This is a genomic window from Pseudomonas sp. NPDC089530 (genome assembly GCF_050280705.1).
In the GTDB taxonomy this organism is placed as follows: domain Bacteria; phylum Pseudomonadota; class Gammaproteobacteria; order Pseudomonadales; family Pseudomonadaceae; genus Aquipseudomonas.
In genome coordinates, this window is sequence record NZ_JBNNVU010000001.1 from 180,608 (window position 1) to 198,205 (window position 17,598).

Below are 17,598 nucleotides of genomic sequence, written 5' to 3' on the forward strand. Positions count from 1 at the left end.
GAACCGGCGGCCCGGCTCCTGTCTGCCTCAAGGGGGTTATCGGCTGATGGAGACGATACTGGCCGCGCCGCCTTCCAGGCGGAAGGTAAAGGTCACCCGCTCGCCCACCTTCAGCCCCGCCAACTGCTCCGCGGTCGCGGCGAAGGCCATGGTCATCGGCGGCCACTGCACGGCGGGAACGGCGCCGTGGGCGATGGTCACCCGCTGCTTCTGCATATCGATGGCCTTGATCGTGCCTTCGGCGGTGGCCTGCGGCGCCTTCGAGGCTTCCTGTTTCATCGGCATGCCCTCCATTTTCATGCCCGGCATGTCGTTCATGTTCATGCCAGGAATTTCTTCTGCCCAGGCTGCAAGAGACAGCGCCGCCAGGGTAGCGGCCACAACGATGCGTATCGGTTTCATAGGTCTTTTCCTTCGGTGATGGATGCAACAGGGAGATGCCGGCGGCGCATCAGGCGATAGGCCGCCGGAATCACGAACAGGGACAGCAGGGGCGCGGTGAGCATGCCGCCGACCATGGGCGCGGCGATGCGGCTCATCACTTCGCTGCCGGTGCCGCTGCCCAGCAGGATCGGCAACAGGCCAGCGACGATTACCGCCACGGTCATGGCCTTGGGGCGCACGCGCTGCACCGCGCCTTCGCGGATCGCCGCGAGCAACCCGGGCTCGCTGGCCTCGCCGCTTTCCTGGCGCTCGGTCCAGGCGTTCTTCAGGTACAGCAGCATGATCACACCGAATTCGGCGGACACCCCGGCCAGGGCGATAAAGCCGACGCCCGTGGCCACCGACAGGTTGAACCCCAGCCCATAGAGGAACCACACCCCGCCGGTCAGGGCGAACGGCAGCGTGGCCATGATCAGCAAGGCCTCGTCGAAGCGGGCGAAGGTCAGGTACAGCAGCACGAAGATGATCAGCAGGGTCGCCGGCACCAACCACTGGAGCCGGGCGTTGGCCCGTTCGAGAAACTCGAACTGCCCGGAGTAGCTCAGGCTCATGCCCGGCTGCAGCTTGACCTGCTCGCCCACCGCCCGGCGCAGGTCGGCCACCACCGAAGCGATATCCCGCCCGCGCACATCGACATAGACCCAGCCCGAAGGCCGGGCGTTTTCGCTCTTGAGCATGGGCGGCCCCGCGCTGACCTTGACCCTGGCCACCGTGCCGAGGGTGATCTGGCTGCCCTGGGGGGTGTAGATCGGCAACTGCTCCAGGGCATCCAGCGAGTCCCGCCACTCCCGGGGGTAACGCAGGTTGATCGGGAAACGGGCCAGCCCTTCCACCGTCTCGCCGATGTTCTCCCCGCCAATGGCGCCGGCGACGATCGACTGCACATCGGCGATGTTCAGGCCGTAGCGCGCCGCCGCCGGGCGGTCGATGTCCACATCGACGTAGCGGCCACCGCCCAGGCGCTCGGCCAGGGCCGAACTGACGCCGGGCACCGTCCTGGCCACCCGTTCGACGGCCTGGGTCGCCATGTCGATCTCCCCCAGGTTACTGCCGGCCACCTTGACCCCGATCGGGCTCTTGATCCCGGTGGCGAGCATGTCGACCCGGTTGCGGATCGGCGGAATCCAGATATTGGTCAGCCCTGGCACCCGCACCACCCGGTCCAGCTCTTCCACCAGCTTTTCCTGGGTCATGCCGGGGCGCCATTGCCCGTGGGGCTTGAACTGGATGGTGGTTTCGAACATCTCCAGCGGCGCCGGGTCGGTGGCGGTTTCGGCGCGGCCGGCCTTGCCGTAGACATGGGCGACCTCGGGCACGCTCTTGATCAGCCGGTCGGTCTGTTGCAGCAGTTGCGCCGCCTTCTGCGCCGACAGGCCCGGCAGCGCCGAAGGCATGTACAGCAGGTCGCCTTCGTCCAGGGGCGGCAGGAACTCGCCGCCCAGGCGCGAGATCGGCCACAACGCGCTGAGGAACACCAGCAAGGCCACCAGCAGCGTGGTCCTGGGCCAGCGCAATACCGCGTCCAGGGCCGGTTCGTAGCAGCGGATCAACCAGCGGTTCAGCGGGTTCTGCTGCTCATTGGGAATCCGCCCGCGAATCCAGTAGCCCATCAACACCGGGACCAGGGTCACCGACAGCCCCGCCGCCGCGGCCATGGCATAGGTCTTGGTGAAGGCCAGCGGCCCGAACAGCCGCCCTTCCTGGGCCTGCAGGGTGAACACCGGAATGAACGACAGGGTGATGATCAGCAGGCAGAAGAACAGCGCCGGCCCGACCTCGGTCGCCGCCGCGGTCATCACCTGCCAGCGCGCCTCGCCCCGCAGTTCCTGCCCAGGGTGAGCGTGGTGCCAGGCTTCGAGCTTCTTGTGGGCGTTCTCGATCATCACCACCGCGGCGTCGACCATGGCCCCGATCGCGATGGCGATGCCGCCCAGGGACATGATGTTGGCGTTGAGCCCCTGGTGGCGCATCACGATAAAGGCCATCAGCACCCCCACCGGCAAGGAAATGATCGCCACCAGGGACGAACGCAGGTGCCAGAGAAAGAGCCCGCAGACCAGGGCGACGACGAGGAACTCCTCCAACAGCTTGTGGCTGAGGTTGCTCACCGCGCGGTCGATCAGCTGGCTGCGGTCGTAGGTGGTGACGATCTCCACCCCCGCCGGCAGGCTGCCCTTGAGCTCGTCGAGCCGGGTCTTGACCGCGGCGATGGTGTCCCGGGCGTTCTTGCCGCTGCGCAGGATCACCACGCCGCCCACCGCCTCGCCTTCACCGTCGAGCTCGCCGATGCCGCGGCGCATCTCCGGCCCGAGCTGGACCGTAGCCACATCACCCAGGGTCACCGGCACCCCGCCCGCCCCCGACTTGAGCGGGATCGCACGAAAGTCGTCGAGGCTCTTCAGGTAGCCGGAAGCGCGCACCATGAACTCGGTCTCGGCCAGCTCCAGCACCGCGCCGCCGGTTTCCTGGTTGGCCCTGCCGATCGCCGCGCCGACCTCGGCCTGGGTGATGCCCAGGCTCGCCAGCTTCAACGGGTCGAGCTGCACCTGGTACTGCTTGACCATTCCGCCCACGGTGGCCACTTCCGCCACGTTGGGCAGGGTCTTGAGCTCGAACTTGAGGAACCAGTCCTGCAGCGCGCGCAATTGCGCCAGGTCGTGCTGGCCCGTGCGGTCCACCAGGGCGTACTGGAAAATCCAGCCCACCCCCGTGGCATCCGGCCCCAGCGCCGGCCTGGCGTTGGCCGGCAAGCGGCTCTGGACCTGGCTCAGGTACTCCAGCACCCGCGAACGGGCCCAGTACAGGTCGGTGCCGTCTTCGAACAGCACATAGACGAAGCTGTCGCCGAAGAACGAATAGCCACGCACGGTCTTGGCCCCGGGCACCGCCAGCATGGTGGTCGCCAACGGGTAGGTGACCTGGTTCTCGACGATCTGCGGCGCCTGCCCCGGATAGGGCGTGCGGATGATCACCTGCACATCCGACAGGTCCGGCAGCGCGTCGACGGGGGTACTCTGCACCGACCAGATGCCCCAGGCGGTGACGAACAGGGTCGCCAGCAACACCAGGAAGCGGTTGGCCACCGACCAACGAATCACCGCGGCGATCATGGCTGGCCCTCCATTTTCTCCAGGCGCTCGACCTGCAGCCCACTGTCGGTGGTAGTCACCGCGACCCGCACCTTGTCACCTACCTTGAGGCCCTGCATCAGGCCTGGGTTGGCCAGGAGGAAGGTCATGGTCATGCCGGGCATGCCCAGGGTCTTGAACGGGCCGTGGGCCAGGGTGACTTCCTGGCTGTCGAGCGCCAGGATCTGTCCTTCGGCTTCATGCAGGGCGGTTTCATGCAGGACGGTTTCATGGGCAGCGGCTGTCGCGGCAGGCCGGTCCAGCGGCGCGGCGACCAGGCCTTTGAGGCTGGCTTCCGAGTCCAGCAGGAACTGGCCGGAACTCACCACCTGCTGCCCCTCCTCCAGGCCTTGCAGGATTGCAGTCTTGCCGTCGCTGTCCGGCCCCGTCCGTACCTCCACCGGACGGTAGCGCCCCGCGTCTTCGGCGAGCATCACCAGGGCCCGGCGTCCCGTGCGGATCACCGCCTCGCTGGGCACCCACAACAGGCTTTGCCGGGTCGAGCGCCGGAGACTGACCTCAGCGGTCATGCCCGGCCGCAGCCGGCCCTGGGGGTTGGGCAACTCGACGCGAACGCGCAACGTGCGGCTATCGGCATTGGCCTCCGGCAGAATCGCGCTGACCCGCCCCTTGAACACCTCCCCCGGGAACGCCGGCAAACGAGCCTCGGCGTCCTGCCCCGCGACTATCGAGCCGGCCTGGGACTCCGGCACCGCCACGGCCAGCCAGACCTGGCCCAGGCCATTGACCCGCGCCAGGGTCTCGCCGGCGGCGACCGTCATGCCCTGGCGCACGTTCAGCTCTTGCAGCACCCCACCGATGGGGCTAGTGAGGGTCAGGGTCGGCTGGACCTTGCCACTGCGCTCGACCTGGGCGATCAACCCCGGCGGCATCCCGCTCAGGCGCAAGCGTTGCCGTGCCGCCGCGAGCAAACCCGCATCGCCACTGCGCTTGAGGGCCAGGAACTCTTCCTGGGCCGCTGCCCACTCCGGCACCAGGATTTCCGCCAGGGCCGCGTTGGCCTCCAGCACATCCCCCGGCGCCCGGGCCTGCACCCCTTCGACGAACCCCGCGGTCCGCGATTGAATCACCGCCACCTCGCGCTCGTTGAAGGCCAGCCGGCCGGTCACCTCGACGCTGGCGGCAAAGCCGGCGCGGCTGACGGTGGCCAGGCGCACACCGAGGTTCTGGGTCAGGCCCGGGTCGATGCGCAGCGCTGCGCTTTCACCCTGGCCGTCGGCATAACGCGGGACCAGGGGCATGTCCATGAAGGGCGATTTTCCCGGCTGGTCGAACTTCTGCTGCGGGTACATCGGGTCGTACCAATACAGCGCCTTGGCTTCGCCCGGGCTGCCCGGCCCGGCCGCGACCGGCGCTACATCGCCGATGCGCGCTCGGGCCAGCCAGTAACCACCGGCCCCGCCCAGGGCAATCGAACAACCGACTATGACCGCCACTTTCCAGATCGGCGAACTCATTGCGCAGACTCCCCATAGGCAAAATACAAGCGGGCATTGATCAGGGCCCGCTGTTCCTCGACATCGATCTGTTTGAGGCGGGCTTCGATCAGCTCGCGGCGGGCGGCGACCACCGCCGCCAGGTCGCCCTTGCCGGCGCGGTAGCTGGCCAGGCTCAGGGCGACCTTTTCCTGGGCCAGGGGCACCAGGCTCTGCTGGTTGCGGCGCACCGCGCGATCGAGCCGCTGGAAGTCGGCCAGCTGCGTTTCCAGTTGCTGGGCATGCTCACGCGACAGGGCTTCGCGCTCGGCCTCCAGTTGGCTCAGCTCGGCCTGCCGGGCAGCAATCCTCGGGTTCTGCCGCGAGCCGGGAAACAGCGGCAAGTCCCAGGAGAACTGCACGCTGACCATGTCGCCGAACTCCCGGCCACGGCGCTGGTAATCCACCTCCCAGCTCCAGTCCGACTGCTTTTCCGCCTCGGCTTCGCGAACCCTGGCTTGCGCCTCGCGGGTCATGGGCGCGAACGCCGCCAGCTCGGGGTGGTGTTGCAACTGGTGCGAGTAGCCCGCGGTATCCACCGGCCATTGCGGCAGGCGCCCCACCGGCTGTTGATTGGCCGCCGCGCCAATCCAGCGCTTGAGGGCCGCCCGGGCCTGGGCCCGCTGGCTGACCAGTTCGTCCTCGCGCTCGGCCAATTGCGCCGCTTCCTGCTTGGGGGCCACGGCGTCCGCCGGCAGTGCCCGGCCACCAGCGATCTGCACCCGGACGCTGGCGCCGAGCAAGCGGTTCTCCTGGTAGAAGTCCTGGAACAACGCTTCCTTGCGCGCCACCGAATAGCTGCCGATCCAGGCCAGGGCCGTGGCCTGGCGCACGTTCAGCCGCTCGACCCGGCGCTCGGCGGCGGCACGCTCCACCGCCCCGGCGGCCACCTCGATGCGGGCCTTGCGCTTGTCGCTGTTGGGCATGTCCTGGCGGATCCCGACCATCTGCATGGTCATGGAGTCCTGGTCGAGGCTCCCGCGGTCCGGACCGCCGATGGGGAAGTTCTGCACTCCCAGCAACAGCTTGGGATCGGGCAACTCGCCAGCGGGAATGGCCGCGCTGCTGGCGGCCTGGATTTTCGCGTCTTGGGCGCTCAGGGACGGCGCGTTGTTCTCGGCCAGCCGCAACGCTTCATCGAGCGTCAAGCCACTGGCGAGACTCGGCAACGCCAGCACGCTCGCCGCCAGGCCGGCCACCAGGGGCCAGCCGGTGCCATAGCACTTGGGGTTCATGTGGATGATTCCTGTGATGATCCGCCGCGCGCCCGAAAGACCGGCACGCAGCCATGCCACCCCGCTCAAGCGGGATGGGGTTCAGAGCGGTACAGGAATCAGGCGCAGGGCGGTCGCCATACCCCGGAAGGGGTTTGCGCGGGCAGGAAATCGCTGGAGAAGGATGCAACCACAGGGCTGAACAAGGTCACGGCGGGCTTGACGAGCGAAACCTGCAGCAGGCCGCCGGTCTTGCATTCCTGGCCCGGCTTGCAGGGTTTGCCGTGCTCGACCGGGCTTTTCATGTCGTTGCAGCAGTCCATGCCCATGTCGTCCATCGCCGCCATGCCCATGGTCTGCATCGGGCAGGGTTCGGTCGGCGCCTGGACGCCCGCCATCCCGCTCAAGGGAAGCGCCAGGCTGATCAGGAAGACAAGACAAAACCGCAGGTAGCGTTTCATGGGCTGGAGTCTAGTGCTGGAAAACGACGCCTACAATCGGGCCGATAACATAAACAGGCCGGCGCGAAACCGGCTCCGCGCGATATCAACGCAGCGGGATTAAGCCAGGATTATCGGGTGGGAAAATACCGGGCCACCACGGCCATGGGCCACGAGGATGGCATCGACGCCTCAGACTACAGGCCCCCCGCAAGCAAAATCCGCGGGTTCGAAGCGTTCGCTGGTGTCCATGCGGATATTGCGCAGGCCCAGGGTTTCCAGGTGCGACGCATAGAGCGGCTCGGAAAAATAGCTGATCAGGATCGAGCGGCGACGTGCGCCGATCAGGTTGCGGCTGCCCCCATGCACCAGATCCACATCGAACACCAGGATGTCCCCGGCGCAGCCTGCAAGCTGCACCGACCGGGACTCGTCGCTGAAATCGAAAGGCGGCTCGCCCGGTCCGGGGCGGTGGCTGCCGGGGACGATCCGGGTCGCGCCGTTCTCGGGGCCGTAGTCGTCGAAAAAAGCCAGGGCGTTGGCGATGTCCCCTGGCCGCTGGGCCGACAGGTCCCGGTGCAACTGCTGCAGACCGCCACCGGCCAGGGGTTCACGCCCCTCCACCTGGGACAGGAAAAAACGCTCGCCGATCAATTCCCCCACCGCCGCCAACACCTGCGGCAGACGACACACCGCCTGCACCCTCGCATCGGCGTCCAACAGCGAATGGCGCCAGTCCACGCCCCGCGGCACCGGCCATTGCTCCGACGGCTTCACGCCCGCATCGAACACGGCACGCAGCTCGTCCAGCCACTCGGCCGGGATCGCTCGACGCAGTAGTACATAACCCTCTCGATGGAGTTGCTCGTGATCGATCATGGTGGCCTCGACTTCCATGTGCTCAAGCAAAAGTAGACGAAAAAATCGGTCTCAGTCCCTGCAATGGAACGGCCTGGGTCTTTCAGGATCAGTCGCAGGCCAGCCAAGGCTGTCCTTTATGAAAGGCAGCTACCGAAACGAGATGTGCCACATCCACGAAGGCACCGTGCGCCTGACCGATGCGGACGGCGTGGCGAAGACCTTCGGGCCGGGAACCTGGGGAAACATCACGCCTGCGCCTCGCCTGGGACCACCAGCAGCCCGTACGTCAACGCAAGTTCCAAGGTCGGTTACAAGGGGTATAACTATCAGAAAAAAAGATGGGTCACCCAGAACAGGCCCTCCAAAGGCAGTGCCCGGACCAGGCGCCCCAGGCCTGATCGGTGCCCACGGCGCGGAGCGATGTGATGAGTTCCAGAGCATGGCGATGGGCTCGCAAGAGCCTTCTTGGCTGCATAGAACTGACCTTGCTGGTCGCTCCACTGTGCGCCAGCGCCATGTTCAAGTGCCAAGCCAGGGACGGAACCATCAGCTACACCAGCCAAGCCATCGCCAGCGCCCGCTGCACCCGCCTGAATGGTCTGGCGGGCACCGGTGTCGGCATCAAGCCAATGGCCCAGCCACTGCTTGTGCGGGGCGACAACCCAGGCGCGGTGCGGATTCGGGTATTCACCTTCATCCACAAGGGCATTCGTCGATATGTGAGCCGGCGCCCCGAGGGGATCTCCGCACGGGTCGATGTCCTTGACCTCTATTACATCAAGGGCTGCTATCTGTGCATGGCGCCGAAGGATTTCAAGGTCGCCTCACTGCGCCTGGACACCCACTCCTATCGGCGAGAGATCGAAGCCGCTTCGGGTCATTATGGTGTCGACAGAGCGCTGGTCCGCGCGGTGATACATGCCGAATCGGCGTTTCGCCCCAACGCCATTTCCGAAGCCGGCGCCCAAGGGCTGATGCAGTTGATGCCCGCCACCGCCGAACGCTTCGCCGTGGACGATCCGTTCGACGCACGACAGAACATTCGTGGCGGCGTGCGCTACCTGGCCTGGCTGCTCAAGCGCTTCAATGGCAACCAGGTGCTGGCGTTGGCAGGTTACAACGCCGGCGAAGCGTCCGTGGATGAGTACAACGGGGTGCCTCCCTACGCCGAGACGCAATCCTACGTCACCCTCGTGCAGTCCTTGACCGAACGCTATCGCAATCAACGCTAGTCCCCTAGGGCGCATGACCCGGACCAAGTCATACGCCGGGCGGGGAGCGGCTCAACCCAACCTCCACGCTAATCGGTAGCTATCGACCCACAGCGGCCGGTGGCGATAGGCAGAAAACGCCCCATAGCTGCCATCCTGCCCATACTGCGGCAGGCGGCATAAGGGGGGGCGAGCTTGTACCCTGGTAACTTGGAGGCTGCCAGGGTAGAAGCAACATCAAAATGCCATTATCGGCTGTTGGCTGTTATGCTCGGCTCCCTGACCAACTCTGCTCATGGAGAGCTCATGTTTTTGCGCCATCCTCTCTCGTCGATCCTCTTCTCGGCCTTGCTGGTTGCAGGCTGCGCGAACCAACCTGTTTCCGTGAAACCAGCGGAACCCATCCATATGGAGCCCCTGGGCCAGAGTCTGCCTCAGACGAGTGCACGTACTGTGTTGATTGACCAGATTATCAACAAGGACCCTGTCGTCATCTCGTCGCTCAAGCCCGTACTCAACACCAGTACCGACAACGATGAGCGTATTGCCGCGCTGCGAAAGAAAGACGGTGGCGCGTTGCCAGACAGTTACTGGACGCTCTACAAGCAAAACTTAGAAGCGCTTCAGTACGATCTCAATCACCAGCATGATGCCGCACGTGCCCAGTACATCGAAACCTACCGCGACGAGTTGAGCCGAGTCGACGACGGCACACTTCAAGCCATGGCCACGTCAGCAAAAGCCCTGGATGAAAAGAACCGGCGCCAATGGAGTGCACGCATGAGCGATAGAGCCGCGCGCTACATGGTCACCAGCGAGCAGTCGCTGAACGCCGCCACTGATGCCCATCTCAACCGTATGGCGTTGATGGATCGTCAATACAACGTGTGCTCACTTAACCCCGAATGCTGGGATGCACCGGTTAAAAAGTGATTCGATTGGGTCCTTTCGCCGAAAGCTGTCGATCAGTACGGGCAGCTTTCGACTGTAGATTCAACCCAAAGCGCTCATCCCAGCGAAGTCACCAGACTGGTTTCGATACCCACTGAATAGTCCCTGCTTTTGTACACACATCGGATTGGTGTTTTTTAGTCAACAGCGGTTACTGAACTGACCGTCCCCTTTTTGCCGGAAGCCGCCATTCGACATCCCCCAACACCGGCTGTTTAAATGAACGCCCTCCGTTCCAAGGTGCGCCCTCAAATGACTGACACCTTCCAAGGCAGCTGCCTCTGCGGCGCCGTCCAATACCGGATCACGTCGCGCCCCAAGGCGCTTTCCCACTGCCATTGCAGCCAGTGCCGCAAGAGCCATGGGGCGGCCTTCGCCAGCTATGGCAGTGTGTTGCGCAGCGACCTGCATATCGATCAGGGCGCCGATAGCCTCAAGTCCTATCCGTCCTCCGAGTCAGTGCTGCGCCAGTTTTGCGGCCAGTGCGGTTCATCGCTGTTCTGGTCAAGGAACCAAGGTGAACACGCCGACTGGATCTCGATCGCCCTGGGCACCCTGGATACGCCATTCACCGCGGAAAAGCAGAAGCACATTCAGGTGGCGTCCAAGGCCTCGTGGTACGAGATCGAGGATCAGTGGCCGCAACACCCATAAGCACAAATGCGGCGCAAGGTGAGTCGATCATCCAGGCGCCCTCCCCTCGACAAGACGACAGCATGGAGGCTGATATGGGCAATAGCGCAGGCAAACGAGTCGTGGTGGTGGGCGCCGGCATCGTGGGCGCATCCCTGGCGTATCACCTGGCCGGCAAAGGCGCGCAGGTCATTCTGGTCGAGGCCGAAGGCGTAGCATCCGGGGTGACGGGACGCTCATTCGCCTGGATCAACACCACCCACAGCGGGCCCGATCCCGTCGCGGCATTGCGCGGTGCGGCGATCCAGGAGTACCGCCGGCTCGAGACCGAGCTGCCTGAGCTGAAGGTACGCTGGACAGGCGCCTTGTCTTACGGCACGAACCCGGATGAGTTGCCTGCCTCCAACCACTCACCTTCGACAAGCCAGGTGTCACGTGCGCAGATTCTCGAGCTTGAGCCCAACCTCAAGCATCCTCCGCAGCAGGCCTTGTTCGCAGCCGAAGAAGGCGCGCTGGACGCCGTGCAAGCAGCCCATGCCTTGATCGCCGGCGCCGAGGCTCATGGCGCGAGGGTACTCACCCAGACCCGGGTGCTCGGTTTTACCACCCAAGGGGCCCAGGTCACGGGCATCGAAACCGCAAAGGGCCCTATCGAAGCCGACCTTGTGGTGCTGGCGGCCGGGACGGGTATCAGCCAGCTGACGGAGACGCTGAACCTGCCCCTTCCCATAGCGGCCTCTCCCTCGATATTCATCCGCTACCAGGCCCAGCCCGATCTTGTGCGCACCTTGATCTCCAACCCTGAAATGGAAGTGCGGCAAGGCGCGGGCGGTCAGTTGCTGGCGGCGGAGGACTACCTGGATGACACCCTGGAAAACCAACCGGCGGCGATAGCCCTGCGCACCGCCCGAGCCATCCAGGACGAACTGCACGGGGTCACATCCATCGTTCCGGAACTGGCGTGCGTCGGGCTCAGGCCCATGCCGGTCGATGGCCGCCCCATCGTCGGTTACCTGCCCGGTATCGCCGGCGTATATGTTTGTGTGATGCACCCCGGTGTCACGCTGGCGGCTATCGTGGGCCGCCTTGCCAGCGAAGAGATCGTCGACGACGAGGTCGCTTCGGTACTTGCCCCCTGTCGGCCCGAACGCTTCTTCCGGGCGTAGGGGGATGGCGTGCAGCGCCGAAAGCGGGCTGTACGCAGGGACGGAAGCCCAAGCGGCCGTGACCGCAGAAATGGATATGTACCTCATCAAACCTGCCGGGCCCAAACAGGTGCCATCGCGGGCAAGCCTCGCTCCTACAAGATCCTCTCCTGCCGGAGCCACGCAGCTCGCAATGGCACCGACAAGACTCAGAACGACAACGGGTAACTGACGATCGACCGTGTCTGACCGAAGTCACTGTTGAAACTGCGCCGGTTGGTGGCGTTGTTCAGCCGCACACCGAGGTTCTTCAAGCGACATTATTGTTCACCGCCTTGCATGGGCGCAGCCGGTCCTCGACGGGCCGCTTGCGGCCCGCCTCCGGTCGACTGCGAAAAGGCCCGGGGCTTTTTTGGAGGGCGCCGGGCGACCCACCTCAGCTCAACGCATCAGAAGGGATAGCGACGCGCCGAGTGCTGCACGCTGATCCAGTGGTCGCGGGTGAATTCATCGATCGCCCAGTCGCCGTTGAAGCGCCCGAGCCCCGAGTTCTTTTCCCCGCCGAAGGGCGCGTTGGCCTCGTCGTTCACCGGAATGTCGTTGATATGGGTCATGCCGGCGCGGATCTGCCGGGCGAAGTTCACCCCGCGCTCCAGGCTACCGGTGAACACCGCGCTGGACAGGCCGAACTCGCTGGCGTTGGCCAGCTCCAGGGCATGGGCTTCGTCCCGCGCGCGCAGCAGCCCCACCAGCGGGCCGAAGATCTCGTTGCGCGCCAGGTCCATGTCGGCCTGCACCTCGCCATAGACATGGGGCGCCAGCAGATTGCCCTGCCCTGCGCCCTCGTACAGCGGCTCGGCGCCTTCGCGGCGGGCCAGCTCGATCTTCTCCCGCAGCCCCTGTAGCTGCCGCTCGTTGATCACCGGGCCGATGGCCGTCTCGACCAGTTGCGGATCACCGACCCGGAGCCCCTTGACCCGCTCGACGAAGCGCCGGGCAAAGGCGTCGTACAGACGGTCGTCGACGATGATGCGGTTGATCGCCATGCAGATCTGCCCCTGGTGCAGGAACTTGCCGAACACCGCCGCATTCACCGCCTGTTCCAGGTTGGCGTCCTCCAGGACCACGAAAGGACTGTTGCCGCCCAGTTCCAGGGCCACATGCTTGAGGTGCGCGCCGCCGCTGGCGATGCGGCCGATGCCGCGCCCCACCGGCGTGGAGCCGGTGAAGGTGATCAACGACGGTATCGGGTGCTCGACAAAGGCATCGCCGATCTCGCTGCCCGCCCCCACCACCACACTGAACACGCCCAGCGGCAGGCCGGCCTCCTCGAAGATCCGCGCCAGCAGCAAGCCGCCGCAGACCGGGGTGTCGCTGGCCGGCTTGACCACCACTGCGTTGCCCAGGGCCAGCGCCGGGGCGATGGAGCGCTGGGTCAGGTGCAGGGGAAAGTTCCACGGGCTGATGACCCCGACCACCCCCAGGGCGCTGCGGTAGACCCGGCTTTCCTTGCCCGGCACATCGGACTCGACGATACGCCCGTGGACCCGCGCCGGAAACGATGCCGACTCCAGGGCGATGGCCCGCGCCGCGCCCCACTCCAGCTGCGCCTTGAGCCGCGTGCTGCCGGACTCGCGAATCAGCCAGTCGACGATTTCCTCGCGGCGCTGGTCGAAGATCGCCACCACCCGATGCAACACCTCGGCCCGCGCCGACGGCCCGAGCGCCGCCCATTGCGGCTGCGCCTCGGCGGCCTTGGCGTAGGCGGCGTCCAGGTCCGCACGGTTGGCCTGGGCCACCTCCAGCAGTTGCGCGCCGTCGAACGGGTTGGTCACCGTCAGGGATCGGCCGGCGGCGCCGGCGCGCCATTCCCCAGCGATGGGTTGCAGGTGCAAATCGGTGTAGACCGGTGGGGTATCACTCATGACAAAACTCCTCGATGACAGGGTTCATACGCAAGATAGGCCCACGACGCCGGGCCCCGAAGCCAATGTGTGTGTGTCTATTCGCTACCGCCGCCGGCCGCCCTTGCCTCGACCAGGCGCAGCAGCCTTAGCAAGGTTTCGGTGTGCGGCACGGCAATACCGGCCCGGCGCGCCCGGGCCACGACCTCGCCGTTGATCGCGCCGATTTCCGTGGGTCGGCCGGCCAACACGTCTTGCAACATAGACGGCTGGTGCGTCCGGTGATGGGCGATGGCATAGGCCACGCTGTCCAGGCTGCGTTGCGCGTGGGCGGCCACCCCCGCCGCCTGCGCGACGGCCACCACCTCGAGCACAATGGCGCGGGCCAGCGCCGGGCCTTCCGGCGCCGCGTCCAGTTGCCCCACCGTACAGCCGGTAACGGCGCACAGGCTGTTCAAGGCCGCGTTGAACGCCACCTTTTCCCAGATGGCGGTCCAGACGTCCCGATCCAGCGCACAGCGCAACCCCGCCGCCTCCAGCACGGCCACCACTTCGGCAGCGGTCGGACGTTCGCTGCCATCCAGCGCCAGCGTCCGGACTACACCCAGGCCGTGGGAGCGCACGTGCGCCGGTCCCGCCATATCGGCGGGCCAGGTGGTCATGCCGATCATCACCTGCTCCGACGCAACGTGGCGGCACAGGGCTTCGGCATTGCCCAGACCGTTCTGCAGGGTCAGCACCGTCGTGTGCTCGGCGATATGCCCGGCGATCCCCCGCAGGGCGACGTCGGTGTGCTGACTCTTGGTAAACACCAGCAGCAGGTCGGGATGCCCCTGGGCCTGCTCCGGGCGGCAGGCGTTCAAGCCGCCGACGCGCCGGTCGCGGCTGTCGGTCTCCAGGCGCAGCCCCTGGCGGCGGATCGCCTCCAGGTGCGTGTCGTTGATATCCAGCAGCGTGACGTTCTGCCCGCTTTCCGCCAGCAGCCCGCCGAACAGCGAGCCCATGGCGCCCGCTCCCAGAATCGTGATGTTCATCGAAGCTCCTTATGAGTGGTGAGGGGTCAGGGCTTGTCCGTCGCGCGGCGTGGAATGTGCCGCCGCACCAGCACCAGGGCGATCAGCGCCAGGACCATGACCGAGCCCAGCAGCGTCAGGTAGCCCTGGGCGCCGCCCTGGGTGATGACCGTGGCGCCGGCGAACGCGCTGAGGATCGCCCCCAGGCGGCCGAACGCCAGGGCCGACGCGGTTCCCGTGGCGCGCACGCCGGTGGGATAGATAAAGGCGCACAGCGCATACAGGGTCGACTGCACGGCGTTGACGAACAGGCCGTGCACGCCGAAGCCGAAGATCAGCAGGCCGGTGCTGCGGTCGACGTCCACGGCCTGCAGGGCGAAAGCGCTGGCCGCGCCGCCCGCGCAACAGATCAGCAGCGGCCAGAACGATCCCCAGCGGGTCATGGCCACTGCGCAGAGCAAGGCGCCGATCACCCCGCCGAGGTTGTAGGCCGTCAGGCCGGAGCCGGCGACCGTCAGCGGCAAACCTTCGGCCAGGAGCATGGTCGGCAGCCAGCTGAAGGCGCTGTAGACAGCGGTCAGGCACATGAAGAACGCCACCCAGACGGCCAGGGTGTCGCGCCCGTAACCGGGGGCGAACAAGGCACGAAAAACGCCCTGCTGCTCGCGCTTCTGCTCCAGCGCATCGGTGTAGTGCACACCTTCAGGCATGGGCCGCCCCATGCGCCCCAGCAGCAGGCTCAACTCGCCCCAGCGCTGCGATCGGCGCGCGAGAAAGCGCGGCGACTCCGGCAACGCAGCCAACAGCAGCAGGCCGAGGACGATGGGCAGGCTGCCGCCGACGAAGAACAGCGTGCGCCAGCCGTACAGCGGCAGTACATGGGAGGCGAACAACCCTGCCAGCATCCCGCCCAGGGGCACGCAGACGATGGTCGCCGTCACCGCCAGGGTGCGGCGGCGCGCCGGAGTGAATTCGGCGGTCATGGTGGTGGCGCTGGGCAGCGCGCCGCCGATCCCCAGCCCGGCGACGAAACGCAGCGCCGCCACGGTCAACGCGTCCGGCGCCAGGCCGATGGCGCAGGTGGCCGTACCGAACACCAGCACGCTGGCGATCAGCGCCAGGCGCCGCCCGAAACGGTCGGCGAACAGCCCGGCGCAGGCGCTGCCGATGCCCATGCCGATCAGCCCCGCTGCCACCGCCGGGGCGAAGGCTTCGCGGGTGATGCCCCATTCCTTGATCATCAGCGGTATCGCGAAACCGATGAGCTGCCCGTCGAAACCGTCCAGCACGATGGACAGCGCCGCCAGCAGCACCACGATCTTCTGCATCGCGGTATAGGGGCCTTCGTCCAGCAAGCTGCCGATATCGGCATGACCGGATCCTGGGCTCGATTGCCGGGGTGCGGCGTCCATCGTTTCGGTGACCGAAGTCGTGTTCATAACCACCTCTTCTTATTCTTGTTAGGGGGGGGCGCTAGGTGCGCTGGGCAACGCCGGACCCACGGCCCGGCGCCTGGACACTCAGGGTTCGATGGTTAGCGTCGGCACCTCGATCAAGACCGGGCGATTGCCCGCCAGGGCTGCGCTGAAGGCCGCGGCGAACTCGGCGCCGGTGGCGGCATGCAGCGCATGCACGCCGTAACCCTGGGCGATGGCGCAGAAGTCCAGGCCCGGCACGTCCAGCCCCGGGGCGTCGCTGACTTGCAGCACGTCGGCGAACCAGCGCAGGGCGCCGTAGGTGCCGTTCTTGAGGATGATGAACACCACCGGGATGCCGTACTGCGCAGCGGTCCAGAGGGCGGTGATGCCGTAGTTGGCCGAGCCGTCGCCGATGATCGCCACCACCTGCCGCTGCGGCGTCGCCAGTTGCACGCCGACCGCGGCCGGCAAGCCGAAACCGAGGCCGCCGGCGGCCGGGAAGAAGTAGCTGCCGGGTTCGCGCATCTCCACCCGTTGCCAGAACGCGCCCACGGTGGAGGTGGACTCCTTGACGTAGATCGCGTCCTTCGGCGCCAGTTGGTCGATCAGGTCGAACACGGTTTCCGGGCGCAGCAGGCCGCCCTCCTCGCGCACCGGCGCCGGCCGCGGCAAGGCGCTCGGCAACGGCCGCGCGCTCGGTTGCACGGCGCCGACCAGAGCCTCGAGGGTCTGGGCGATATCGCCCACCAGCGCGTCGCCCATGGGCGCCCGCGCCGCCTCGCCGGGGTCGCAGGTCAGGTGCACCAGTTGGCAGTCGGGCGGAAGGTAATCGCCCGGGGCGTATTGGTGGTAGCGGAACACCGGGGCGCCGACCACCAGGATCAGGTCGTGGTCGGCCAGGCAGCGGCTGATCCCGGCGATGGCCGCCGGCAGCACGCCACGGAAACACGGATGACGGGTGGGGAACGGAGAGCGCGACGCCGAAGGCGCGACCCAGGCCGGCATGCGCAGTTTTTCCGCCAGTTGCACTGCCAGACCGTTGCTGCCACTGCCGTCGACATCCGGGCCGAGCACCAGCACCGGATTGCGCGCCGCCGACAGACGTGCTGCCAACCCTTGCAACTGCGCCGCCGAAGGCAAGCCGGCGACGGCCACCTGGCGCCGCGCCAGATGCTCGACCCCGGCCGGCGCCGCGCAGGCCCAATCGTCATAGGGAATAGACACATACACCGGCCCGCGCGGCGCCAGGTTGGCCAGATGAATCGCCTGGCTCAGGGTGCGCGGCACGTCCTGGGCCGAGGCCGGTTCGTGGCTCCACTTCACCAGTGGCTTGGGCAGTTGCGCCGCGTCGACGTTGGCCAGCATCGCTTCCACGCCGATCATCGAACGCACCTGTTGGCCGGCGGTGATCACCAACGGACTGTGGGAATACCAGGCATTGGTCAGCGCGCCCATGCCGTTGCCAGTACCGGCGGCGGCATGCAGGTTGACGAAAGTCGGTTTACCGCTGGCCAGCGCGTAACCGTCGGCCATGCTCACCACGGCGCCTTCATGCAAGCCGAGGATGTACTGGAAGTCCTCGGGAAAGCCCTTGAGAAAAGGCAGCTCGTTGGAGCCCGGGTTGCCGAAGACGGTGGTCAGGCCTTGCTCGCGAAGGATCTCGTAGGTCGCGCTGTGAACGGTTTTCATAAGAACCCTTGTCGGTGGATTTCGGGTTACTCTTGCAGCCGCCAAGAAATT

14 protein-coding genes and 1 pseudogene are annotated in these 17,598 nt (G+C 66.3%); 4 read left to right on the top strand and 11 right to left on the bottom strand.

Going from position 1 to position 17,598, the window contains the following annotated elements; genetic code table 11:
* Positions 1-36: 36 nt before the first annotated feature.
* From ACQKQA_RS00880 to ACQKQA_RS00905, 6 genes are all read right to left on the bottom strand, one after another.
* A complete protein-coding gene (locus tag ACQKQA_RS00880) occupies positions 37-402 on the bottom strand; it encodes a copper-binding protein (protein ID WP_427552451.1) in 366 nt (121 codons plus the stop codon).
* Complete coding sequence (locus ACQKQA_RS00885; RefSeq protein ID WP_427552453.1) at positions 399-3,554, bottom strand: efflux RND transporter permease subunit; 3,156 nt, start codon at positions 3,552-3,554, stop codon at positions 399-401. Before ACQKQA_RS00885 ends, ACQKQA_RS00880 begins: the two co-directional genes overlap by 4 nt.
* Positions 3,551-5,050, bottom strand: a complete 1,500-nt coding sequence (locus ACQKQA_RS00890; protein WP_427552455.1) for an efflux RND transporter periplasmic adaptor subunit — start codon at positions 5,048-5,050, stop codon at positions 3,551-3,553. The genes ACQKQA_RS00885 and ACQKQA_RS00890 overlap by 4 nt, the downstream gene beginning before the upstream one ends.
* The gene (locus ACQKQA_RS00895) at positions 5,047-6,303 is read right to left on the bottom strand and encodes a TolC family protein (RefSeq protein WP_427552457.1); all 1,257 of its coding nucleotides are present in this window, start codon (positions 6,301-6,303) and stop codon (positions 5,047-5,049) included. The genes ACQKQA_RS00890 and ACQKQA_RS00895 overlap by 4 nt, the downstream gene beginning before the upstream one ends.
* A gap of 98 nt (positions 6,304-6,401) precedes the next feature.
* Positions 6,402-6,743 carry a hypothetical protein gene (locus tag ACQKQA_RS00900; RefSeq protein ID WP_427552459.1) on the bottom strand — a complete coding sequence of 114 codons (342 nt, stop codon included), beginning with the start codon at positions 6,741-6,743 and terminating at the stop codon, positions 6,402-6,404.
* A gap of 171 nt (positions 6,744-6,914) precedes the next feature.
* A complete protein-coding gene (locus tag ACQKQA_RS00905; protein ID WP_427552461.1) occupies positions 6,915-7,601 on the bottom strand; it encodes a phytanoyl-CoA dioxygenase family protein in 687 nt (228 codons plus the stop codon).
* A gap of 407 nt (positions 7,602-8,008) precedes the next feature.
* Between ACQKQA_RS00905 and ACQKQA_RS00910 the strand changes: the two genes are divergently transcribed.
* From ACQKQA_RS00910 to ACQKQA_RS00925, 4 genes are all read left to right on the top strand, one after another.
* The gene (locus ACQKQA_RS00910) at positions 8,009-8,815 is read left to right on the top strand and encodes a lytic transglycosylase domain-containing protein (protein ID WP_427552463.1); all 807 of its coding nucleotides are present in this window, start codon (positions 8,009-8,011) and stop codon (positions 8,813-8,815) included.
* 285 nt (positions 8,816-9,100) lie between these two features.
* The gene (locus ACQKQA_RS00915; RefSeq protein WP_427552465.1) at positions 9,101-9,727 is read left to right on the top strand and encodes a hypothetical protein; all 627 of its coding nucleotides are present in this window, start codon (positions 9,101-9,103) and stop codon (positions 9,725-9,727) included.
* Between the two features lie 270 nt (positions 9,728-9,997).
* The gene (locus tag ACQKQA_RS00920) at positions 9,998-10,399 is read left to right on the top strand and encodes a GFA family protein (protein WP_427552466.1); all 402 of its coding nucleotides are present in this window, start codon (positions 9,998-10,000) and stop codon (positions 10,397-10,399) included.
* A 74-nt stretch (positions 10,400-10,473) separates the two neighbouring features.
* A complete protein-coding gene (locus ACQKQA_RS00925; RefSeq protein WP_427552468.1) occupies positions 10,474-11,544 on the top strand; it encodes an NAD(P)/FAD-dependent oxidoreductase in 1,071 nt (356 codons plus the stop codon).
* A 188-nt stretch (positions 11,545-11,732) separates the two neighbouring features.
* Here the strand turns inward: ACQKQA_RS00925 and ACQKQA_RS00930 are convergent.
* From ACQKQA_RS00930 to mdlC, 5 genes and pseudogenes are all read right to left on the bottom strand, one after another.
* Positions 11,733-11,837: pseudogene (locus tag ACQKQA_RS00930) on the bottom strand (hypothetical protein); the annotation flags it as partial.
* A gap of 135 nt (positions 11,838-11,972) precedes the next feature.
* The gene (locus ACQKQA_RS00935; protein WP_427552469.1) at positions 11,973-13,448 is read right to left on the bottom strand and encodes an aldehyde dehydrogenase family protein; all 1,476 of its coding nucleotides are present in this window, start codon (positions 13,446-13,448) and stop codon (positions 11,973-11,975) included.
* Positions 13,449-13,525: 77 nt separating this feature from the next.
* The gene (locus ACQKQA_RS00940) at positions 13,526-14,461 is read right to left on the bottom strand and encodes a ketopantoate reductase family protein (RefSeq protein ID WP_427552471.1); all 936 of its coding nucleotides are present in this window, start codon (positions 14,459-14,461) and stop codon (positions 13,526-13,528) included.
* Between the two features lie 26 nt (positions 14,462-14,487).
* On the bottom strand, positions 14,488-15,879 hold the full coding sequence (locus tag ACQKQA_RS00945; RefSeq protein WP_427552473.1) for an MFS transporter: 1,392 nt from the start codon (positions 15,877-15,879) through the stop codon (positions 14,488-14,490).
* An 81-nt stretch (positions 15,880-15,960) separates the two neighbouring features.
* Positions 15,961-17,547, bottom strand: coding sequence for a benzoylformate decarboxylase (mdlC, locus tag ACQKQA_RS00950; protein ID WP_427552475.1), 1,587 nt, complete (start codon positions 17,545-17,547; stop codon positions 15,961-15,963).
* Positions 17,548-17,598 lie beyond the last annotated feature (51 nt).